Consider the following 21,833-nt stretch of genomic DNA (forward strand, 5'->3'; position numbering starts at 1 on the left):
GCCTAAGCGGCATCTTCATCCTGCGATGGAGCCTCGACCAGTTTTACCAACGGCCGGGTCGTTTGATCGACGACGGGCAACAATTCTATCGCCTTTCCGCCAGTATCAATGCTCAAATCCTCAAACCGTTTTGCCTGCGTCAACACTTGCGACTCAAGGCTTCCGACCAAAGCATTATACGCCGATACAGCGGTATCGAGATTTTTACCCATGCGGCCTACATGTGCGCCCATGGTAGTAAGACGGGCGTAAAGCTCCTTGCCAAGCTCGGCGATCTCGCGCGCCTGACCGGCCATTTTTTCCTGCTTCCAGACCGCGGCAACTGTGCGGGCGATGGCGATCAAATTGGTCGGCGTTGCCAGCAACACCCGCTTGCTAAAGGCAAAATCCCAGAGGTCTGGGTCCTTTTCCAAGGCCGCCGCCAGAAAATGTTCGCCGGGAACGAACATGATGACATAGTCGGGCGTGTCTTCGAACTGGTCCTGATAGGCTTTTTGACCAAGCGAATTGACGTGGTTTTTCATGGAGGCGGCATGGGCAGCCAATGAATTCTCGCGTCCGTGCTCATCCCCTGCCTCAAAGGCATCCTGATAAGCGTTCAACGACACCTTCGCGTCAATGACCAAATTGCGGCCGCCCGGTACGCGCAAAATCACGTCCGGACGCAAACGCCCCTCGCTTCCCTCCATTGACACCTCGGTCTGGAAGTCGGCATGTTCTGACAGGCCGCAGCTTTCAAGCACGTTGCGCAACTGCTGCTCGCCCCAACGCCCGCGCGCCTTGGGCGCATTGCGAAGCGAGTTACCGAGACGCTGGGCTTCGGTCTTGACCGCCTCAGTGCTAATACGCATCGATTCCATTAGGCCGTGCAAATTGCCAAAGGCTTCGCGTCGTTCGGCCTCTACCTTTCCTACGGCGGTCTCATATTTCTCAAGCCGTTCGTGCACCGGCTGTAACAAGGCGCTTAACCTCTGCCCCGCAACCGTTTCGGATTCCTTAAACCGTTCATCGGCCCGTTGCAAAAATCGGGACTGCGCCTCATGCAGCAATTTCTGGCTTATTTCGGAGAATTGCCCTGCAAGCGCATCTTTCGCATCCATCATTGCTGCCAATTGATCTTCAAATGCGCGTTCCCTTTCGGTCAGGGCCGTTTCTACCTGTGCTAGCTTGATGCGTGCCTCGTCCCGCTCGGATACGACACTATCGAGGCTCAGGCGCATGGACGCGACGGTGTCGGCACCTCCGCTAACGCTTCGTCCACCGGCAAACCAGCCAAGTGCCAGACCCAGCAACAGGGCACAAATTCCAACAACGGCGATTAACAAGGGCTCCAACGCACTTCCCCAATACAGAACGAACAAGGAACATAGCCCGAAGGCGTATCAGGTCAAGCCGCGATTGCAGCTGCCTTGCGTGCGCGCTTCACTTTGGAGTAGCTGATCATACTGAGCGGGATCAACAGCGCGTAGACCACGCTTGCGGCAATAAGTGCGACCCAGGGCGCCGCGACGAGAGTTGCGCCAAAAAGTCCGACTGCAGCGATTGCCATGAAACGGAAACTCGGGCGGACCTTCAGCGAAGACCAGCTGTAGGTTGCGACATTTGATATCATGAGTACTGCAACAATGAGCAGCCAAGGCGCAATAAACCGATAATCCCGCACCCATTCGGCTCCGGTTTCAAACCAGATAATCATAGGCAAAAGCGCTAGGCCCGCACCGGGAGGCGATGGGACCCCTGTATTGAATCCAGCCGATTTATGGGGCTGGTGCTCTGTGTCGATTCGCGCATTGAACCGTGCAAGCCGGAGCGCAGCGCAGAGCACGAAAAAGACAGAGATTGTCCATCCGAAACGGGGCATGTCCTGCATGACCCACATATAGATGATCAGAGCGGGCGTCGCGCCAAATGCAATGACGTCTGAAAGGGAATCGAGCTCAGCGCCGAAACGGCTTTCGCCCTTCAGCATGCGGGCAATCCGCCCATCCATGGCGTCCAGAACACCAGCTACCACAATTGCGGCAACAGCATTTTCCCAGCGCCCCTGAAGCGCAAACCAGGCCCCCGAAAGGCCGGTGCACAAAGCAACGGCGGTGACTGCATTGGGCGCGAGTGCCCGCAGCGAGATGCCAGGCCGGGTACTGCCAGGTTCCATCAATGCGCGACCGCGATAAGGTCTTGGTCCACGCCTAGTTCAGCGATCACCGTTTCACCCGCGACACACCGCTGCCCCTTGATAACGCGCGAAGCTGTGCCGTTCGGTAGATAGACATCGACGCGGCTGCCAAAGCGGATAAGGCCGACGCGTTGTCCGTTCGCAACGCTGTCGCCTTCTTTAACAAAGGCAACGATTCGGCGCGCAACAAGCCCGGCGATCTGCGTAAAGCCGATGCGAACGCCGTCGCTGCGTTCCACGAGGAAATGCTGACGCTCGTTTTCCTCACTGGCTTTGTCGAGGTCGGCATTCAGGAACTTGCCAGCGATATATACGACACGCTTAATCGTCCCGCGGATCGGCGTCCGGTTGATGTGGACGTCAAAGACACTCATGAAAATGGACACGCGAGTCATTGGCTGATCGCCAAGACCGTCAGGACCGCTCAATTCAGGCGGCGGCAGGACGCGTTCGATGAGTGTCACCAATCCGTCTGCGGGAGAAACCACAAAGCGGTCATCGGTGGGTGTTGCGCGTGCTGGATCACGGAAAAAGGCCAAGGTCCAAAGCGTTACACCCGCCATCGGCCATGCGAGTGTTTCCCACGCCATAAGGGCGAAGAATAACGTGATTCCGCCCGCGATCAGGCCAAATTTGCGGCCCTCTGGATGAACGGGAGGAAACGACCATTTTGCGACCCCGGTGCCCCGGTTTGTCAGTTCTTGTCTGCTCATCCCCATTAGCTAGGGCAATGAACGCCATGTTACAACCGTTAGGTTGGTTTACGTCGCCCTACCTGCTTGGCAAAGCGCAGTTGAACATATGGCAGACTTTGCTATGGCACCGCTCGAACAACCAACCTTCCCAATGGAAAGCGCTTCCTGACATGGCAAAAATCAAGGTGAAAAATCCGGTCGTCGAACTTGATGGCGACGAAATGACCCGCATCATCTGGGAATGGATACGTGAACGGCTTATCCTGCCTTACCTTGATATCGACCTGAAATATTATGACCTCGGCGTCGAGAAGCGGGATGAGACCGATGACCGTATCACCGTCGATTCGGCCAACGCGATCCGCGAATATGGCGTTGGCGTGAAATGCGCTACTATCACTCCCGATGAAGCACGCGTCGAAGAGTTTCACCTCAAGAAAATGTGGAAGTCGCCAAACGGTACGATCCGCAACATTCTGGGCGGCGTTGTTTTTCGTGAACCGATCGTCATTCAGAACGTCCCACGCCTCATTCCGGGTTGGACCGACCCGATCGTCGTTGGCCGCCATGCCTTTGGCGACCAGTATCGGGCAACAGACTATCTCGTTCCCGGCCCAGGCACATTGCGGCTTGTATGGGACGGTGATGATGGCCGCACGATCGATGAAGAAGTGTTCCGCTTCCCATCGGCGGGCGTCGCCATGGCGATGTACAATCTCGACGACTCCATCCGTGACTTTGCGCGTGCGTCACTGAACTATGGTATTGGCCGCCAATGGCCGGTCTATCTGTCGACCAAGAATACCATTCTCAAGGCCTATGATGGCCGCTTCAAGGATATCTTCCAGGAAGTCTATGAAAGCGAATTCGAGGCCAAGTTCAAGGAATTGGGCATCGTCTACGAACATCGCTTGATCGACGACATGGTTGCGTCGGCTCTGAAATGGTCCGGTAAGTTCATCTGGGCGTGCAAAAACTATGATGGTGACGTGCAGTCCGACCAAGTTGCACAGGGCTTTGGTTCGCTCGGCCTGATGACGTCGATCCTGATGACCCCAGATGGCAAAACGGTGGAAGCCGAAGCCGCTCATGGCACCGTAACCCGCCATTTTCGCCAGCATCAGCAAGGAAAGGCGACCTCAACCAACCCGATTGCTTCCATTTTTGCATGGACAGGCGGTTTAAAATTCCGCGGTAAGTTCGACGAAACTCCAGACGTGACGCGTTTTGCAGAAACGCTGGAAGAAGTCTGCATCCAGACAGTTGAAGACGGTCATATGACCAAAGACCTCGCCATTTTGATTGGTCCCGATCAGGCATGGATGACCACCGAACAATTCTTCGAGCAAGTGCGTCTCAATCTGGAAAACAAGATGGGCAGCTGGCAATAAGCCAACCGCCAGCATCAGGCATCAAAAGGCGCGAGACCAAAGTCTCGCGCCTTTTTGTTTGTGAGCGCCCCTTCCCTTTGCGGACTGCATGTGCGTAATAGATGGCCATGGCAGGCGAACTCCAAACCGAAGGTCTCAGCAACGCTCTGGTCATACTGGGCGCCGCCGGTGTCGTGATTCCTGCTTTTGCCCGCGTCCGCATAAATCCGATCGTCGGATTCCTGCTCGTCGGTGTCTTGGTCGGCCCATTTGGGCTCGGGTCGCTCGCCGCGCAATTCCACTGGCTTCGATGGATCACGATATCGGACATCGAAGAAATAAGCCCGTTGGGGGATTACGGCATTATCCTGTTGCTGTTCACAATCGGTCTCGAACTGTCGTTCCGGCGGCTTTGGAAGATGCGGCGCATGGTCTTTGTCCTCGGACCGGCAGAGCTGTTTACAAGCAGCCTGCTCATTGCACTTGGGCTTTCATTTCTTGATTATAGCTGGGGAAGCTCGGTAGGCCTCGGCCTAGCCTTGGCATTATCGTCAACGGCACTTGTCGTCCCGATTGCAGGCACGCAATCCGCCGTTGGACGGCGTGCGCTCGGCATGTTGTTGTTCGAAGATCTGGCAATTGTTCCCATCATATTCATTTTGGGCGCTTTGGCACCCCAAGCAACCGGTGGATCATGGAGCGGATTGCTGACGGTTCTATCAGAGGGCGCGCTTGTCGTGGGTCTGATGCTGATATTGGGTCGGTTCCTGTTACCCTATCTTTTTGGTCAAGCGGCGCGAACAAAAAGCCCCGAACTGTTTTTGGCGGCAAGCTTGCTGGTCGTAATCATAGCCAGCCTTGCCACAAGCGCAGTGGGTCTTTCCCCGATTTTTGGGGCCCTCATCGCCGGATTGTTAATTGCCGAAACCGATTATCGGCACGAAGTGGAGGTCATCACCGCCCCATTCAAAGGGCTCGCGCTAGGCGTGTTCCTGATTACGATCGGGATGCAGATTGACCTCAATTTCATTCGTGAAAACTGGTCCATGCTTGCGGCAGCTGTTTCTGGGATAATTCTTGTAAAAGCCTTTGTTACGGGCGGCCTCTTGAAAATCGCGGGCGCGCGTACTGGTACTGCGACGGAAACAGGCCTTCTGATGTCCAGCCCATCAGAAACGACGCTGATCGTATTGGCCGCCGCCAGCGCCGCACAATTGATCAGCGCAGAAACTGCCACATTTTGGCAGGCAGCAACAGCGATTGGCCTTACCATCACGCCAATTCTCGCCCGGATTGGTCACGACATGGCCAAGCGCATCGAGTTGCGTGAAAGCGAACCTCCACCTGCGGCCGCACCTACTCAGGTTGAACGGGCAATCATTGTCGGATTTGGCCGTGTCGGCGTCCTGATAGCCGACATGCTGGGTAAACATGACCTGCCTTATGTTGCTGTTGAAGCCAATATCGACGCGGTGACGTCGGCGCGGCGACGGGGTTATGATGTGATGTTTGGTGATGTTTCCCGACCCGAAGTTCTGGAAAAGCTGGATATCGCCAATGCAAAAGCACTGATCATTACAATGGATGAACCGGTTCTGGCGGCGCGCATTGTCAAGCGTGTGCGGACTGATTTCCCGGATTTGACCATCATATCCCGTGCCCGCGATGCCGATCATGCCGCCGAGCTTTATCGTGCTGGTGTCTCGGACGCCGTTCCTGAAACACTGGAAAGCTCGCTCCAGTTATCGGAGGCGGTTCTTGTGGACCTCGGCATACCGATGGGCTTTGTCATCGCGTCCATCCATGAAAAACGCGACGAATTCCGCCGTATCATCATGGAGCAAGGAGGCTTGGACGAGGCCCCCAAGCTGAAGCTGCAAGCGCCCTCGTAAAAGTCAGGCGCTCAACGCTGCCTTTATCGCGTCGAGCGCGGCTGAAGCCTGATCTGCACCTGCTGGGCCGCCGCCTTGAGCCATGTCTGGGCGACCGCCACCACCCTGCCCGCCCATCGCTGCAGTCGCAGCGCGGACGAGATCAGGGGCCGTGATTTTCCCATGCAGTGCTTCAGAGACCGCCACCACAACGGTGTTGCTTGTTTCGTTTGCCGCCACAATAGCTACAATACCGGTTCCAATAGCTTTCATCTGGTCATCGGCCAATCCGCGCAGCGCCTTGGGTTCGATTCCTGTAATGACCTGACCCATGAACGAAACGCCGTTTACGTCCTCTGCTTCCGCTTTGGGTCCAGATCCGCCCGAAAGCGCGAGCGCAGTTTTCGCTTCGCTCAGTTCTTTTTCAAGCCGCTTGCGTTCGGCAAGCAGGGTTTCGACACGCGCCGCTACTTCATCCGGTGCGGTTTTCAAAAGCGCTGCCACATCTTTCAACTGAACCTCGCGGCCAGCCAAATGTTGCCGTGCCGCTTCGCCCGTCAGTGCTTCGATCCGGCGAATACCACTAGCGACGGCACCTTCGGAGAGGACCGTGAATAAGGCAATGTCGCCTAATGCATTGACGTGCGTACCGCCGCACAATTCGACAGAGTAATTTGTACCTTCTGCGTCGCCCATGCTGAGCACGCGGACCTCGTCGCCATATTTCTCGCCGAACAGGGCAAGCGCACCGGCGGCCACAGCATCGTCGGGGGTCATCAGGCGCGTTGTGACCGCGCGATTGCCGCGAATCTGCGCGTTCACGTCGGCCTCGATCTGCGCAATCTCTGCCGCGCTGACCGCCTGATTGTGCGAGAAGTCAAAGCGCAAGCGATCCGGTGCAACAAGACTACCCTTCTGCGTCACATGGCCGCCCAAGCTATTCCGCAACGCCGCGTGCAACAAATGAGTCGCACTGTGGTTTGCACGCAAGGCATCGCGGCGCTTAGTATCGATTTTTAGCGTGACGACATCGCCGACCTTGATCTCCCCAGACGACAAGGTCACTTGATGCGCGTTCAGACGGCCCAAAGGCTTGGCGGTATCTGTCACCTCGCCTTTCATATTCGCGCCGGAAATCGTGCCGGCGTCGCCCATCTGCCCACCACTTTCCCCATAAAAAGGAGTCTGGTTGGTGATCACTGTTACCGTGTCGTTCGCAACAGCTGATTGCACTTCGATGCCATCATTGACGAGGGCAAGCACCTGACCTTCACCTTCGCTGGCGGAGTAACCGGTGAATTCTGTCGAACCGACTCGTTCGGCAATATCGAACCACACATCGTCGGATGCTTTGGCGCCCGATCCCTTCCATGCAGCCCGCGCGCGTTCTTTTTGCGCCGTCATGGCAGCATCGAAGCCTTCGGCATCGATACCGAAACCTTGGGCGCGAAGTGCGTCTTCGGTTAAGTCGTAGGGGAAGCCGTATGTATCGTAGAGCTTGAACGCGGTTTCGCCGGCGAGCGTGTCGCCCGGCTGCATGCCCATTGTCGCCTCATCCAGCAGCTTCAAACCCTTGTCGAGCGTGCGGCGGAATTGGGTTTCTTCTTGGTTGAGAGTGGCCTCAATCAGCTGCTGTGCGCGGATCAGTTCGGGGTAAGCAGCGCCCATTTCGGACACGAGATTGCCCACGAGCCGGTGCATCAAGGGTTCTTTCGCCCCCAAGATATGGGCATGGCGCATTGCGCGGCGCATGATGCGGCGCAGGACATAGCCGCGGCCTTCATTGGACGGCATGACCCCGTCCGCCAACAGGAAGCTGGTCGACCGAAGATGGTCGGCAATGACCCGGTGGCTGGCCATCTGTTCGCCTTCGGCCTTGGTTCCTGTCAGTTCTTGCGATGCTGCAATCAGCGCCTTGAACGTATCGGTATCATAATTGTCGTGGACACCCTGCAACACCGCTGCGATGCGCTCCAGACCCATGCCGGTGTCGATAGACGGTTTGGGCAGTTCGGTCTGGCTGCCATCGTCATGCCGTTCAAACTGCATGAACACAAGGTTCCAGATTTCGACAAAGCGGTCGCCATCTTCATCCGGACTTCCCGGAGGGCCACCAAAAATATGGTCGCCATGATCGTAGAAAATCTCACTGCATGGTCCGCACGGCCCGGTATCGCCCATCGACCAGAAATTGTCGTTGGTTGCGATGCGGATGATACGTTCTTCAGGAAGGCCTGCAATCTTGCGCCACAGGTCAAATGCCTCGTCATCGGTGTGATAAACGGTGGTCGTCAACCGGTTGGGATCAAGCCCCCAGACTTTCGTCAGCAACGTCCAGGCATGAACAATCGCATCTTCCTTGAAATAATCGCCGAAGGAGAAATTCCCCAGCATTTCAAAGAAAGTATGGTGTCGCGCCGTATAGCCGACATTGTCGAGGTCATTATGCTTGCCACCGGCGCGCACGCATTTCTGGCTCGACGTCGCCCGGGGAATCTCCCGGCTTTCAAGGCCGGTGAAGACATTTTTAAACGGCACCATCCCGGCGTTGACGAACATCAACGTAGGGTCATTGTAGGGCACGAGCGGTGCAGACTGCACTACGTCATGCTGGGCGTTGCCAAAATAGTCGAGAAAACCGCGGCGGATGTCATTTGTTGAGGTCATAGCGTGAGCGACTTAGATGGATTTCCAGATAGATGGAACATGTAACAAGCAAGAAATCACCGTCTTTTGACGATAATCGACGATATTGTCAGGCATAGGCATAGGGCCCGCCTTTTTCGAGTGCTTTCTGATAGGCTGGGCGGGCGTGGATTGCGGCCACATAGGCTGTGAGTTTCGGCTTGTCGGCGGCATATCCCATTTTGACAGCAGCTTCTGCCGGGAAGCTGAGCATGATGTCCGCACCGGTCAGTGCGTCGCCGACGAACCAGCCTGATGGCAGAATTTGGTCTTCCATATATTGGAAGTGGCTTTGCAGTTGCTGGTCGATCCGGGGGCGCAGCGGTGCGGCGGCTTCGCCGAGGCGTGCGGTGTAGAGGTTCAACAGGATCGGCGTCATGGCCGACCCTTCGGCAAAGTGGAGATATTCGACGTAGCGGATATGGTCGTCGGTGCCGCGTGCCGGAACTAGATGCGCGCCGCCGTGGCGTTCGCAGATATATTCGACGATGGCTGCGGATTCGTAGATCACCTTGCCGCCGTCCTCGATCACCGGTGATTTACCGAGCGGATGGACAGCCAATAATTCGGGGGGTGCGAGATTGGTGACGGCGTCGCGTTGGTGGTGGCGGATTTCGTAATTCAGGTTCAGTTCCTCCAGCAGCCAGAGGATACGCTGGGACCTGGAATTGTTGAGATGGTGGACGATCAGTGACATTTTGCTCTCCTAAAAATCAGGTTTGTTAACTTGGCTGAAGCTTGCGAGCTCTTTGAGGAGCTTGGCCGCGAGGGTGGCGGTGACGGCGTTGCGGTCGTTTTTCGGGTTCAGTTCGACGATGTCGGCGCCCACAATCCGGCCTTTTTGGCGGGCTAGGACGGCCAGGACTTCGCGGACGGTGAGGCCGCCGGGTTCGGGATGGGCGACGCCGGGGGCTTCGGAGGGGTCGATGCCGTCGAGGTCGATGCTGATATAGAGCGGACCGTCCAGCACCGGCACCTGGGAGGGGGCGAAGTTGGCCATGGGGATGATTTCAACGCCGAAACGGTCGGCCTGCGCGCGGCAGTGGCGGTTGAGCGTGCGGATGCCCAGTTGCACCAGCCGCCTGGCATGGCCGCCCTCCAATATGCGGGCGAAGGGCGAGGCATGGCTGCGCGGATTGCCTTCAAAATCGTCATAAAGGTCGGGATGGGCATCGAAATGCAGGATGTTCAGCGGGCCATGATGCGCCGCCACCGCCGCGACGAGCGGATAGGTCACAGCATGGTCACCGCCCAGCGCAAGGGGGATGCCGCCCCGGGCGAGAATGCCGGCCACCGCATTGGCGATCATCGCATCGTCGGCGGCGCAGTCGCTATCGGTCAGCGGCAGGTCGCCATGGTCGACAAGCTCGATATCGCTACCGATTTCCAGCCCCGATTCGGACGAAAGGTTGCCCCGGTCGCTCCACAAGGCCGCGCGGATTGCGGCGGGCCCCTGCGCCGCGCCGCGTTCGAACGAGCTGTTCTGGTCCGTGGGAAGCCCGAGAAGGTGGATAGCGGGATGCATGGCAGCAGATGGGCTTTTGCCTTCGCCCCTGTCAAGGACGGTAAAATGCTAAAGGCTCCAACGAAATGACCCGCCCCGGGGTGGACCAGGGCGGGTCTAAAGCAGCGGTCTCAGGCAAGACCGCGCTTAATCCTCTTCAGGGGGAGAGGAAACTTATTCGACGATATCGTCTTCCGCGTCGGAACCGGTCATCATCACCTCGGCCACTTCCTCGGTCTTGCCGCGGATCGCAGCTTCGAGTTTTGCGGCCACTTCGGGATTTTCGGTCAGATAGGTTTTGGAGTTTTCACGCCCCTGCCCGATGCGGATCGAATCGTAGCTGAACCAGCTACCCGACTTTTCGACGATACCGGCCTTCACACCCAGATCGAGCAACTCGCCGGTCTTGGAAATGCCCTGCCCGTACATGATGTCGAATTCGACCTGCTTGAAGGGCGGCGCCACCTTGTTCTTCACAACCTTCACGCGGGTGGTGTTGCCGACAATATCCTCACCCTGCTTGATCTGGCCGGTGCGGCGGATGTCGAGACGGACCGATGCGTAGAATTTGAGCGCGTTACCGCCGGTCGTGGTTTCAGGCGAACCGTACATCACGCCGATCTTCATACGGATCTGGTTGATGAAGATGACCATGCAGTTCGACCGGCTGATCGAACCTGTAATCTTGCGGAGCGCCTGGCTCATCAAACGGGCCTGCAGACCGACATGGCTGTCGCCCATTTCGCCCTCGATTTCAGCGCGCGGCACCAGTGCGGCAACCGAGTCGATGACCAAAATATCGACGGCGTTGGACCGGACGAGCGTATCGGCGATTTCCAGCGCCTGTTCGCCCGTGTCCGGCTGCGACACGATCAGATTGTCGATATCGACGCCCAGTTTCTTGGCATAAGCGGGGTCGAGCGCATGTTCCGCGTCGATAAAGGCCGCCGTGCCCCCTGCCTTTTGCGCTTCCGCAATGGCGTGCAGGGTCAGGGTCGTCTTGCCCGAGCTTTCCGGACCGTAAATTTCAATCACACGCCCCTTTGGCAAACCGCCAATTCCAAGCGCGATGTCGAGGCCCAAGGATCCGGTCGAAACCGCATCAATGGCAATCGCCTCCCGGCTGCCCAGCTTCATGGCGGAACCCTTGCCAAAGGCACGGTCAATCTGCGCCAATGCGGCTTCGAGTGCTTTATCACGTTCTGCGCTGTTCATATTCTTTGCCTGAACTCCATCGATAACTTTAAGACTTGCTGCCATTTTTCCACTCCTTAGCGTCATGCCTGCATCCGGAACATTACCGGAACGAAGGATGATGTACGTTATTTGTTCTCAAAGAACAAGAGCGGAACATAATTTTTATTAATGTTGTTTTTTAGATATTTAAACTGTTTTTTTTGCGAAACCTCTGTTGTTGGGGACAGCCCTAACACCCCAACGCCTACTCCATCGCCATGGCATCATGCACCGCTTCGGCAATTTGCTGTACCGAAAAGGGCTTGGGCAGGAACGATACATTGTCGAGGCTGATGGTCTCGCGCAATTGTTCCTCGGCATAGCCTGACATGAAGAGCAACCTTATGTCGCCAAATTGCCCGCGCAGGTTCCGCGCCATGGTCGGCCCGTCCATATTGGGCATGACCACGTCGGATACGACCAGATCATAGCGCTTGCCCTCGGCAAAGAGCGCCAGCGCCTCTTCACCATCGCTCGCGGTTTCGACGACATAGCCCTGCCGCACCAGTGCGCGTTCGGCGACGGCGCGGACCATGTCTTCGTCCTCGACGATCAGGATCCGCCCGCTGCCCCACAAATCCTTGGGCCGGTAAAATTCGCGTTTGCCGGTATCTGCCGAAGGCACTTCGCCGACATGCACCGGCAGATAGATGTCAAAGCGCGTGCCCTGCCCCACTTCCGATTCGGCAAAGATGAACCCGCCCGACTGTTTGACGATGCCATAGACCGTCGACAGGCCCAGCCCCGTTCCCTTGCCCACTTCCTTGGTGGTGAAGAACGGTTCGAAAATCTTGGCCAGATTTTCCTTGGCTATCCCGGAGCCGCTATCTTCCACCGACAACAGCGCATAATCGCCGATGGGCAAAATCTCGCTACCCATTGCCCGCACATCGTCCTGCGATACGGCCTTGGTGCTGATATGCACGACACCGCCCTTTTCCATCGCGTCGCGGGCGTTGAGGCCAAGATTGACAATGACCTGTTCCAATTGGCCCGGGTCGGCACGCACGGGGCCCAGCGCGCGGCCATGATGCACCTCCAGCCGCACTGTTTCGCCCAGCAGGCGTTTCAACAGGCTGGACACATCGGCCACCACATCGGGCAATTGCAAAATCTGCGGACGCAAGGTCTGTTGCCGCGAAAAGGCGAGCAATTGCCGCGTCAGGCTGGCCGCACGGTTGGAGTTGTTCTTGATCTGCTGGATATCGTCATAATCGCCGTCGCCCGGCTGGTGCCGCATCAACATCAGGTCGCAATAGCCTATGATAGCGGTCAGGATATTGTTGAAATCATGCGCCACGCCGCCCGCCAACTGACCGATGGATTCCATCTTGGTCTGCTGCGCCACCTGACGTTTCAGCTTCGTTTCCTCGCTATTGTCCTTGAGGCCCAGCAAGACAGCCGCCTCACCCAGCCCGCGAATACCCGCGATGGACAGCGCGATGACCTCGTCCGGCCGCTCTTTCAACCGTACCGCAATATCGCCCGAGGTCATCGCCCCGCTGCCGAATCGGCGGATGCTGTCGAGTACGGCGGCCTTGTCTTCGTTAATCACCAGATCTGCGGGATAGGACGGCAGCGCCTCGACACTGATGTCCAGAACCCGCGCAAAGGCGTCATTGGCAAACAGGAAACGTCCGTCCCGGTCGACCAGCGCCAACCCCAGTGGAAGCGTTGAAAGCAATTGTTCGACATGGGCAAGCGCCATGCCCCGTTCGACCTTGGGCCCTTCTTCATCCACGGCCAAAAGCAAGGCCGCACCGTCGGATTTGTCCTCGGTCAGGGGAACATTGAGCAAGCGGATCGGCAGGCCGCGACGTCCTTCGCGTTCGAAGAAGATACTGCCCTTCTCGTCCATCCGCATATAATTTGCGAAAGGCCGGCCGGTAATGGGTTCCTGATCGCTGCCGACGGCGCGCAGGGCAAATGCCGCATTGGCCGCACGAATACGGCCATCATTGGCAAGCGAGACCGCCATGATACCGCTTTGCGCCATAGCCCGGCCGATCCGGCCAGAGATGAGCTCGATTGCACGGCTTTCAATGTCCAGCCGCTCAATGGGGGCCAGCCGCCACAGCAGATATTCGTCCGCAGTCCCGGCACGCGCGACTTTGACGCTGAATTGCCGGTCATCCTTGGTAATCGAATCAATCTGCGCGTTGCCATCGCGCCATGCGGCGCGTCCTGCGGCCACCAGCAAATCGCGACTCGCATCATCAACGATGAGGTCGGGCGGTGCTTTCAGGCCGGCAAAGGCTTTCGTGAAATGGTCGTTGGCGCACACCAGACGGCCTGCGCGGTCGCTGACGGCAATTGCCGCATTGCTCAATTGCGCGGTGGCGTGGGTAATTGACCAGTCGGGCGGCGAAAGTTCGACATCATCCGCCTTGGGGCGTGTCCGCCGGACATAGTCGACCAGCCCCCAGGCTGCGACCATTGTAGCGGCGCAGGTTCCCAGAAGCAGGACATTTTTGGACACGAACCACAAAATGGCCAGCGACAGCAGGGTTGCCGCCACCAGCCATAATGCCTGTTGCCATTGCTGGCGGGCGTCTTCGTCCCCCGTGCCCCCCAAAAGCTCAAATTGTGCAGGCGGGATCGGGGTTGTCAAAGCGGCTCCTTACCAGATACGGACGCGTTCCTCGGGCTTGAGGTATAATTTTCCATCCGCTTTCGGCTGGAACGCATCGTACCATTTGTCAAGATTGCGTACCACCCAAGCGCGCTGTGCCGAAGGACTATGCGGGTCGGTAATCAGGCGCTGGCGCAAATTCGCCTCGCGATAATTACGCCGCCACACCTGTGCCCAACCCAGGAAAAAGCGCTGGTCGCCGGTCATACCGTCGATAACCGGCGGTTCCTTGCCATTCAGCGACGTCCGGTAGGCGTCATAGGCGATGGTCAGACCGGCAAGGTCACCAATATTTTCGCCCAGCGTAAATTCGCCCTTCACCGAAGCGTCAGGGAAAATCTTGTAGGCGTCATATTGGGCGATCAATTTCTTGCCGGCGGCTTCAAACGCCTTGACGTCACTTTCGGTCCACCAGTCGGAAAGCTTGCCATTTTCGTCATATTTCGCGCCTTGGTCGTCGAAATGATGGCTGATTTCATGGCCGATGACTGCGCCGATGCCACCATAGTTGATGGCCGGGTCCGCCTTGGGATCAAAGAAGGGCGGCTGCAGAATCGCGGCAGGGAAGACGATCTCGTTCATGCCGAAATTGGCATAGGCGTTCACGGTCTGCGGCAACATGCCCCATTCCCAGCGGCGGATCGGACCGCCCAGTTTGGAGATATTGTCATCAAAGCCCCATTGGTTGGCGCGCAGATCGTTGCCGTACAGGTCGCCCCGAACGATTTTCAGCTTCGAATAATCCTTCCACCGGTCGGGATAGCCGATCTTGGTGGTGAAATTGGCAAGCTTGGCCTGCGCCTTCACCTTGGTTTGCGGCTGCATCCAAGAAAGATTGTCGATCCGGCGGCCGAGTGCGGCGAGCACATTCTTGACCAGAACATTCATCGCCGCCTTGGTTTCCGGCGGGAAATATTTGGCGGCATAGGCTTTGCCGACTTCGTCACCGACGGTTCCTTCGGTCAAGGAAACGCCGCGTTTCCAACGGGGTTCGCGCTGCGGCGTGCCCTGAAGGGTGGTGCCGTAAAAGGCGAAGGTCGTGTCGGACACCGAATCGGGAAGCACATTAGAGAAGGTGGCGAGGCTGTTGACCACCATCTGGTCCTTCAGCACCGCGAGGTCGGTATCGGCAAAAATCTTGGCGATGCCGGTAATGGCGCTGGGTTGCCCCACTACCACTTCGGTGATTTTCGGGCTGACACCGGTCAGGACCGACGACAGCTTCAACCCGGGCGTCAGTGCATCCAGCTCAGCCAAGGTCATCTTGTTATAGGTTTTGGTGGCGTCTGAAGAATCTTCGCGAGTCCATTGAACTTCGGCGATTTTCTTTTCCATTGCGAAGATGGCATCGGCGCGTGCAACGGCATTTTTCTCACCGGCAAGGGTCAGCATCTTGGCCAGATATTCCTTATAGGCCTTGCGGATCGCTTCAAATTTGTCGTTTTCGACCAGATACATGTCGCGGTCGGGCAAGCCGGTGCCGCCCTGATAAATCTGGAAGATGTAGACATCGGGGTTTTTGTCATCCTGACCCACAAAGCCACCGAACAACGCGCCTACACCATTACGTGCGGCGGTCGGCAGCATCTTTTCAAAAGCAGCCTTGTTCTTGATTCCGCGCACCTGCTTCAGCCAGGGCTGGATGGGCTTCAGGCCCTTCTTTTCGACGGTCGCGGTGTCGAGGTAGCTCGCATAGACATCGCCAGCCTTGCTGCCCTTAACGTCCTTTTCGGCCTCCAGAACCAGTTTCACCCGATCCTTGGACAGATCGTCGAGTGCGGTGAACATGCCATAGTTGGACTTGTCGGCCGGAATCTGGGTTTTCTCGGCCCATTTGCCATTGGCGTAGAGATAGAAATCATCGGCGGGCGATACGCTGGTATCCATGCCTTCACTATCAAAGCCATAGGTGCCGAGTTGCGGGCCGCTTTTGGCTGCTGTTTCTGCTTCCTGCGGTGGTGCTACATTTTCCGCCATTGCAGGCGTGCTCAGCGCGAGCATCGATACGGACAGGCCCAAAGCCCAGCTTTTGGTAATCTTCATGGTGTACTCCCCTTAACTACAGGGGAGTATTGGCTATCTGAGCGGCAATGCCAAGCTACAGATTATCCACCAGCCGCAAGTGCTTTCGACCGGCGTCGCCATTTGGAACTGATCCACCAGCGCCAGAACCATGCAGCCAGCACATAGCCCAGTGCTGCGGCCACCACCGAGATGATGGCGAGTCCCGCGACGCCCTGTACCAGCGCCATGGGTGCCTCGGTCCACACGAAGTCCATCCACGCCGACAAGGGCGCGCTGGTTTCGATCAATTCGTAAAAACGCCCCGACCCGCCGCTCAGCCGCAGTACCGATTCGCCGACATAGACCGATGCGAACAGGATGAAGGGAGTCGTGGCGGGCATGCTTAGGAAAGTCATGGCCGCGCCGATGGGAATATTGGCGCGCACGGGCAAAGCCAGCAAGGCAACGCCTGCGATCTGGACGCCGGGAATCAGCAGGAAAATACCGACAAGCAGGCCCAGCGCAACGCCGCGCGGCACCGAACGGCGCGTGAAACGCCACAGCGCGGGATGGAAGACACGCTGCGCAAAGGGGCGCAGGAAACGGCTGCGCTCGAAGCTGTCACGCGTCGGGGCTTGCCGCTGTATCCAGGCGCCAAATTTGCTCATCCGCGATCCCGCATGATACGTCCCTGCTCGCGCTTCCAATCGCGTTCCTTCTCGGTCGCGCGCTTGTCGGGGGCCTTCTTACCCTTGGCGAGCGCAAGTTCTACCTTTGCCCGCCCCTTGCCGTTGAAATAGATCGACAGCGGGACAAGCGTCATACCCTGGCGCATCACGGCGCCGTGCAGCTTGTTTATCTCGCGAAGATTAAGGAGCAATTTACGGGGCCGCTTGGGTTCATGGTTGTAGCGGTTGCCGTGGCTGAACTCCGGGATATTTGCGTTGATCAGCCAAATCTGGTCGTCCTTGACCTCGGCATAGCTCTCCGCAATCGATCCTTCGCCAAAGCGCAGCGATTTGACTTCTGTCCCGGTCAGCACGATCCCGGCCTCATATTTATCGTCGATATGGTAATCATACCGCGCGCGCCGGTTTTCGGCGACGGTTTTGACCTTGTTGAACTCTTCGGTTTTGGGACGCGACATCAGATGAGACCTGCATTCTCCAAAGCGGCGTCGACCTGACGGCGGCTGGCCTCGCTCGGCGGGGTCATCGGCAGGCGGAGTTCGGTGGGGAAGCCTTCGATAACGCGCGACAGGGCGTATTTGATCGGCCCGGGCGATGCATCGGAAAATAGCGCAAGATGAAGCGGATAGAGCTTGTCATTCAGATTACGTGCCAACTCATAGTCGCCCGTTGCGCAGGCCGCCTGAAACTCCGCGCACAGCTTGGGCGCGACATTGGCGGTCACCGAGATGCAGCCCACCCCGCCTGCAGCGTTAAAGGCCAATGACTGTTCATCCACGCCGGACAATAAGCAGAAGTCCGGGCCACAGGCCAACCGATGATCGGTAACCCGTGGCATATCCCCGCTCGCATCCTTTATCCCGATAACCGTCGGCAGCTTCGCCAGCCGCGCCACAGTCTCCGGCTTGATATCCGTCACCGTCCGCGCCGGGACGTTATACAGCACGATCGGCAGGTCATTCTTCTTCGTCATCGCCTCAAAATGGGCATAGATGCCCTCCTGATTGGGCCGGTTATAATAAGGCGCAACCACAAGCCCAGCCGCCGCACCGCTTTTCTTGGAGAAATTGAGGTGCAGGATCGCGTTATTGGTGTCGTTCGAGCCGCAGCCCGCAATGACCGGCACGCGCCCGGCGGCCTGTTCGATGCACACCTCGATCACGCGATGATGCTCCGCATTGGACAGAGTCGATGATTCCCCCGTCGTCCCGGCAGGCACCAAAGCGCTCGATCCATTGTCGATTTGCCAGTCGATCAGCGCGCGAAAATGCTTCTCGCTAAACGCCCCGTCGCAAAAAGGAGTCACTAGGGCCGGTATTGATCCGGAAAACATGGCATATATCTTTCATTTTAGACCATAGATGGCGGCTATGGGGAATATAGTCGTTCGTTCAGCACCTGATAAGGATGGGGCACATAATATGTCCAGCATGGTAAAGCATCTCATTTCAGCATCACTGCTGATTCTTCCTGCTACTGCGATGGCAGCGGCACAACAGCAACCTGAAATTATCTGGCAGCCCGGGACCGGCACGGCGGCAACCACCCCTGCCCCGACGGCCGGACAGCCTGCACCTGTCGCTCCCGTCGTCCAATATGACCCCAGCGAAGGCAAAATCCCCGCCGCGCTGCAACGCTGGAAGATGTTGAGCGCGTCAGCAAGCTACAGCTTCAGCGATTATGCGTCGTTCCTGATGGACTATCCCGACTGGCCCAATGCCGACGATATGCGCAAAAATGCCGAGCAAGCGATCAACCCGCTCAGTTTTTCGCCGTCGCAGGTCGTTGCCTATTTCGACCGCCTACCCCCGCTGACCAACGGCGGACGGGCCAAATTCGCGATGGCGCTTGATGCCAGCGGCGACAAGGCGCGTGCCGCAAAGTTCGCCCGTGAAGCGTGGCGTGGCGGCCCCTTGTCCGATGATGACGAGGCCCGCCTGTTCCGCATCGCAGGGTCCAGCCTGACTGCGACAGACCATGACGCCCGCGTTGACCGCCTTCTCTGGTCAAGTTCAACCCGCGCGGCAGAAAGATGGATCGGATATACGTCCCCGCAACGCCGACCAGCCTTCGCTGCGACACTGGCGACACGCCAGAACAGCCCTGACGCTGCCCTGAAAGTCCAGGAAGCCGGCAACAGTGCCAATAACGAAGCAAGCCTGCTCGCCGCGCGCGTCGATGCCTTGCGCGTTTCCGGCAACACTTATGCGGCACGCGAACTTCTTGCGAATCGTGGCCGCCTCGTCGCACCTGCCCCTGTGTTGAAAGACTGGTACAAGCTACTTCTGACCCACGCCCAAGCAGCCGCAAAAGACGGACAATATGACGTAGCCTACCGCATCGCCTCACGGGTCGATGACGCGCCAACACCGGGGCTGGTCATGGTCGACCAAGACCTGACAACACGCGACCATTATACAAGCCTCACCTGGCTCGCTGGCACATTGGCGATGGATCGCCTGAACCGACCCGGCGATGCCGCGGCGATGTTCGTGAGCTATGCAAACGCCGCTAAATCGCCGCAAACCCGTTCAAAGGGTTGGCATTGGGCAGGCAAAGCCGCCGCCCAGAATAGAGATGTTGCCGGTGCGACCAAATATTATGAGCAGGCTGCCATTTATTACGACAGCTTTTTTGGGCAATTGTCGCTTGAGCAGTTGAAACGCCCTCTTCCGCCTGTACCGAAGATCGCCGTTACGCCACCCCAGCTTACCGACACAAACACGCCTCCCGTTTATCTGGCGGCTGCACTCGCATCGAAATATGGCACCTGGAGGGACCAGAGCAACTTCCTCCGCGCGATTTCACAGAATGCGAAAACCCGGGCCGAATTTGCCAGTGCGATCGGTCTGTCCAAAAAGATAAACCGCCCGGATCTGGCGGTCATGGCGGGTCGTACCGCCCGCTATTATGGCTATGCCGATCTTTTGGGCAATGGTTACCCCACCGTTGACGTCCCGGCCTCGCAAAATCACAACTGGACGCTGGCGCACGCCATCATGCGTCAGGAAAGCCAGTTCGACAAAGCCGCAGTCAGCCACGCCGGCGCGCGCGGCCTCATGCAGTTGATGCCCGGAACCGCCCGCGAGACATCGGGCAAGATATCGATGGCCTATCGCCCCGATGCGCTGACCGTCGATACCGACTACAACATTTCGCTCGGCTCGACTTATATTCAACGGATGCTCGATTATTACGGCGGCAGCTACCCGCTGGCGATTGCGGCCTATAATGGTGGTCCGGGCAATGTGAACAAATGGCTTAAAGCTTATGGCGACCCGCGTACCGGCGAGATCGGCATGATGGAATGGATCGAGAAAATCCCGCTGAGCGAGACACGCGATTATGTGTACCGCGTTCTGGAAAATGCCGTGATGTATGACCATCTGCATCCGGAAAAGGCGCGGATCCGCTCGGCAACGCCGCTCAGTACCTATCTGGGCAAATCCACGCCGGGGTGACATAGGTCACCCCCATGGAACGTACCAACCCGATTACCCCCGCCGGATTCGCAGCCTTGCGCGCGCGATACCAGCAACTCTTTGCCGTGGAACGCCCCGCTGTAGTCGAAACGGTCAGCTGGGCCGCAGGCAATGGCGACCGCAGTGAAAATGGCGACTATATCTACGGCAAGCAAAAGCTGCGCGCGATAGACCGCGAACTTGGCCAATTGTCCAAGAAAATGAAGTTTGCAAATGTCCTCGATCCAGCAAAACAACCCGACCGCAGCCGCGTGTTTTTCGGCGCAACAATCCTGCTCGCCGACATTGACGACACCCACCGCACCGTCACCATCGTCGGCGACGACGAAGCCGAAGCGTCCGACGGCCGCATAGGCTGGAACTCCCCCCTCGCCCGCGCGCTGCGCGGGGCCAAGGTCGGCGATGTCAAAACCGTCACTCTGCCGTCAGGTCCCAAGGAATGGGAAGTGATGGAGATCAGCTATCCGGATGGGGTGGAGTAGGGTTTAGCGGACGAACTCCCCCTCTCCACTTCGTCTAACGGCTAAAGCCGTAAGACTGCGTACCTCTCCCCTGAAGGGGAGAGGGAATAGTGCCTGGCTTCTCCCCTTTAGGGGAGAGGATACGGAGCCTTGGCCGCAAGGCCTAGGCGGAGTTGGTGAGGGGCGCGACAGTGAGGCTTAGAGCAACCGTCGCGAGCAATTACGCAATCAATCCGACTTATACCCCAACGCATCCTTGGCCAGCGCCAGGATCGCTTCGTCGGCATCGGGGAAATGCTGCGGGACGCTATTTTCCAGTTCCTTGACCACATACGCGAGGACGGCGATGCGGGCGGCTTTCTGGTTGTTGCTGTCGATGACAGTCCAGGGTGCCCAATGGGTGTGGGTGCGTTTGAACATGTCTTTCATCGCGTCGAGATATTCTTCGCGCTTATCGCGGTTGCGGAAATCTTCCGTGGTTACTTTCCACCGTTTTGCGGGGTCATCCAGGCGTTCGGTCAGGACCTTGTCCTGTGTTTCCTGCGTCACGTGCAGGAACAGCTTGATGATCTTGGTACCAATCTCGCCCTGACGCGATTCAAATTCGTTGATCTCGTCAAAGCCGCGCCGCCATTCGGCCTCGCTGCAAAATCCCTCGACCCGTTCGACCAGCACGCGGCCATAATGGCTGCGGTCCCAGATGCTCATTTCGCATTTTCCGGGCAGCTTGTTCCAGAAACGCCAGAGGAAGTGCTTGTCCTTCTCTTCGCGCGTGGGCGCCGATATGGGGAAAACCTGATAATAGCGCGGATCCAGCGTGGCGGTCAGGCGCTTGATCGCCCCGCCCTTTCCGGCCGCATCCCAGCCTTCGACGATAATCAGCGTACGCGCGCCATGCAGGATATGAAGCGATTGCAGTTCCGCCATGCGGTCCTGCAGCGCCTTCAGATCCGCATCATAATCGCCATCATATTTGGCGCCGGATTCAAAGTCGGAAAGGTCTATCATGAAGCCGTTATGCAATGCAG

17 protein-coding genes are annotated in these 21,833 nt (G+C 57.7%); 4 read left to right on the forward strand and 13 right to left on the reverse strand.

Translation table 11 applies throughout. From position 1 onward, the window contains the following. Window positions 1-2: 2 nt before the first annotated feature. From EUU25_RS05690 to EUU25_RS05700, 3 genes are read right to left on the reverse strand one after another with little or no spacing between them, the layout of a single operon-like run. Window positions 3-1,334, reverse strand: coding sequence for a DNA recombination protein RmuC (locus EUU25_RS05690; RefSeq protein WP_246162931.1), 1,332 nt, complete (start codon window positions 1,332-1,334; stop codon window positions 3-5). Window positions 1,335-1,387: 53 nt separating this feature from the next. Continuing rightward, on the reverse strand, window positions 1,388-2,155 hold the full coding sequence (locus EUU25_RS05695; RefSeq protein ID WP_158899090.1) for a CDP-alcohol phosphatidyltransferase family protein: 768 nt from the start codon (window positions 2,153-2,155) through the stop codon (window positions 1,388-1,390). After that, window positions 2,155-2,889 (reverse strand): phosphatidylserine decarboxylase, encoded by a 735-nt coding sequence (locus tag EUU25_RS05700; protein WP_246162933.1) that lies wholly within the window; start codon window positions 2,887-2,889, stop codon window positions 2,155-2,157. The genes EUU25_RS05695 and EUU25_RS05700 overlap by 1 nt, the downstream gene beginning before the upstream one ends. 152 nt (window positions 2,890-3,041) lie before the next feature. Between EUU25_RS05700 and EUU25_RS05705 the strand changes: the two genes are divergently transcribed. Continuing rightward, complete coding sequence (locus tag EUU25_RS05705; protein WP_158899094.1) at window positions 3,042-4,262, forward strand: NADP-dependent isocitrate dehydrogenase; 1,221 nt, start codon at window positions 3,042-3,044, stop codon at window positions 4,260-4,262. A gap of 107 nt (window positions 4,263-4,369) precedes the next feature. Further along, window positions 4,370-6,133: a cation:proton antiporter domain-containing protein gene (locus tag EUU25_RS05710; protein WP_158899096.1), complete on the forward strand. Its 1,764-nt coding sequence runs from the start codon at window positions 4,370-4,372 to the stop codon at window positions 6,131-6,133. Window positions 6,134-6,136: 3 nt separating this feature from the next. On the opposite strand, the gene alaS is transcribed toward EUU25_RS05710, so the two are convergent. From alaS to dapA, 9 genes are all read right to left on the reverse strand, one after another. After that, window positions 6,137-8,779 carry an alanine--tRNA ligase gene (gene alaS / locus EUU25_RS05715; RefSeq protein ID WP_158899098.1) on the reverse strand — a complete coding sequence of 881 codons (2,643 nt, stop codon included), beginning with the start codon at window positions 8,777-8,779 and terminating at the stop codon, window positions 6,137-6,139. 88 nt (window positions 8,780-8,867) lie between these two features. Beyond that, entirely contained in the window at window positions 8,868-9,494 is a 627-nt protein-coding gene (locus EUU25_RS05720; protein ID WP_158899100.1) for a glutathione S-transferase family protein, read from the reverse strand. 9 nt (window positions 9,495-9,503) lie between these two features. Further along, window positions 9,504-10,322 (reverse strand): agmatinase, encoded by an 819-nt coding sequence (speB, locus tag EUU25_RS05725; RefSeq protein ID WP_158899102.1) that lies wholly within the window; start codon window positions 10,320-10,322, stop codon window positions 9,504-9,506. A 153-nt stretch (window positions 10,323-10,475) separates the two neighbouring features. Then, window positions 10,476-11,561 (reverse strand): recombinase RecA, encoded by a 1,086-nt coding sequence (recA, locus tag EUU25_RS05730; protein ID WP_158899104.1) that lies wholly within the window; start codon window positions 11,559-11,561, stop codon window positions 10,476-10,478. 181 nt (window positions 11,562-11,742) lie between these two features. Further along, window positions 11,743-14,112, reverse strand: coding sequence for a hybrid sensor histidine kinase/response regulator (locus tag EUU25_RS05735; protein WP_425505215.1), 2,370 nt, complete (start codon window positions 14,110-14,112; stop codon window positions 11,743-11,745). A gap of 45 nt (window positions 14,113-14,157) precedes the next feature. After that, on the reverse strand, window positions 14,158-16,212 hold the full coding sequence (locus EUU25_RS05740; protein WP_187351295.1) for a M13 family metallopeptidase: 2,055 nt from the start codon (window positions 16,210-16,212) through the stop codon (window positions 14,158-14,160). A 62-nt stretch (window positions 16,213-16,274) separates the two neighbouring features. Then, window positions 16,275-16,841 (reverse strand): DUF2062 domain-containing protein, encoded by a 567-nt coding sequence (locus EUU25_RS05745; protein WP_158899106.1) that lies wholly within the window; start codon window positions 16,839-16,841, stop codon window positions 16,275-16,277. Beyond that, window positions 16,838-17,320: an SsrA-binding protein SmpB gene (smpB, locus tag EUU25_RS05750; RefSeq protein WP_158899108.1), complete on the reverse strand. Its 483-nt coding sequence runs from the start codon at window positions 17,318-17,320 to the stop codon at window positions 16,838-16,840. The genes EUU25_RS05745 and smpB overlap by 4 nt, the downstream gene beginning before the upstream one ends. Further along, entirely contained in the window at window positions 17,320-18,195 is an 876-nt protein-coding gene (gene dapA, locus EUU25_RS05755; RefSeq protein WP_158899110.1) for a 4-hydroxy-tetrahydrodipicolinate synthase, read from the reverse strand. The genes smpB and dapA overlap by 1 nt, the downstream gene beginning before the upstream one ends. An 88-nt stretch (window positions 18,196-18,283) precedes the next feature. Here dapA and EUU25_RS05760 point away from each other — a divergent pair, with 88 nt between their 5' ends. Together EUU25_RS05760 and EUU25_RS05765 are read left to right on the forward strand one after the other, a co-directional pair. Further along, complete coding sequence (locus EUU25_RS05760; protein WP_158899112.1) at window positions 18,284-20,323, forward strand: lytic transglycosylase domain-containing protein; 2,040 nt, start codon at window positions 18,284-18,286, stop codon at window positions 20,321-20,323. A gap of 14 nt (window positions 20,324-20,337) precedes the next feature. Next, on the forward strand, window positions 20,338-20,826 hold the full coding sequence (locus EUU25_RS05765; protein ID WP_158899114.1) for a GreA/GreB family elongation factor: 489 nt from the start codon (window positions 20,338-20,340) through the stop codon (window positions 20,824-20,826). Between the two features lie 207 nt (window positions 20,827-21,033). Here EUU25_RS05765 and EUU25_RS05770 read toward each other — a convergent pair whose 3' ends face one another. Then, window positions 21,034-21,813: a polyphosphate kinase 2 family protein gene (locus EUU25_RS05770; protein WP_158899116.1), complete on the reverse strand. Its 780-nt coding sequence runs from the start codon at window positions 21,811-21,813 to the stop codon at window positions 21,034-21,036. Window positions 21,814-21,833: the final 20 nt, after the last annotated feature.

This window comes from Sphingorhabdus lacus, assembly GCF_009768975.1.
GTDB classification, from domain to species: domain Bacteria; phylum Pseudomonadota; class Alphaproteobacteria; order Sphingomonadales; family Sphingomonadaceae; genus Sphingorhabdus_B; species Sphingorhabdus_B lacus.

Coding starts and splice junctions, on each gene's coding strand:
- EUU25_RS05695 (WP_158899090.1), bottom strand. CDS start 2,155: ATGGAACCTGGCAGTACCCGGCCTGGCATCTCGCTGCGGGCACTCGCG.
- EUU25_RS05700 (WP_246162933.1), bottom strand. CDS start 2,889: ATGAGCAGACAAGAACTGACAAACCGGGGCACCGGGGTCGCAAAATGG.
- EUU25_RS05705 (WP_158899094.1), top strand. CDS start 3,042: ATGGCAAAAATCAAGGTGAAAAATCCGGTCGTCGAACTTGATGGCGAC.
- EUU25_RS05710 (WP_158899096.1), top strand. CDS start 4,370: ATGGCAGGCGAACTCCAAACCGAAGGTCTCAGCAACGCTCTGGTCATA.
- alaS (WP_158899098.1), bottom strand. CDS start 8,779: ATGACCTCAACAAATGACATCCGCCGCGGTTTTCTCGACTATTTTGGC.
- EUU25_RS05720 (WP_158899100.1), bottom strand. CDS start 9,494: ATGTCACTGATCGTCCACCATCTCAACAATTCCAGGTCCCAGCGTATC.
- speB (WP_158899102.1), bottom strand. CDS start 10,322: ATGCATCCCGCTATCCACCTTCTCGGGCTTCCCACGGACCAGAACAGC.
- recA (WP_158899104.1), bottom strand. CDS start 11,561: ATGGCAGCAAGTCTTAAAGTTATCGATGGAGTTCAGGCAAAGAATATG.
- EUU25_RS05740 (WP_187351295.1), bottom strand. CDS start 16,212: ATGAAGATTACCAAAAGCTGGGCTTTGGGCCTGTCCGTATCGATGCTC.
- EUU25_RS05745 (WP_158899106.1), bottom strand. CDS start 16,841: ATGAGCAAATTTGGCGCCTGGATACAGCGGCAAGCCCCGACGCGTGAC.
- smpB (WP_158899108.1), bottom strand. CDS start 17,320: ATGTCGCGTCCCAAAACCGAAGAGTTCAACAAGGTCAAAACCGTCGCC.
- dapA (WP_158899110.1), bottom strand. CDS start 18,195: ATGTTTTCCGGATCAATACCGGCCCTAGTGACTCCTTTTTGCGACGGG.
- EUU25_RS05760 (WP_158899112.1), top strand. CDS start 18,284: ATGTCCAGCATGGTAAAGCATCTCATTTCAGCATCACTGCTGATTCTT.
- EUU25_RS05765 (WP_158899114.1), top strand. CDS start 20,338: ATGGAACGTACCAACCCGATTACCCCCGCCGGATTCGCAGCCTTGCGC.
- EUU25_RS05770 (WP_158899116.1), bottom strand. CDS start 21,813: ATGATAGACCTTTCCGACTTTGAATCCGGCGCCAAATATGATGGCGAT.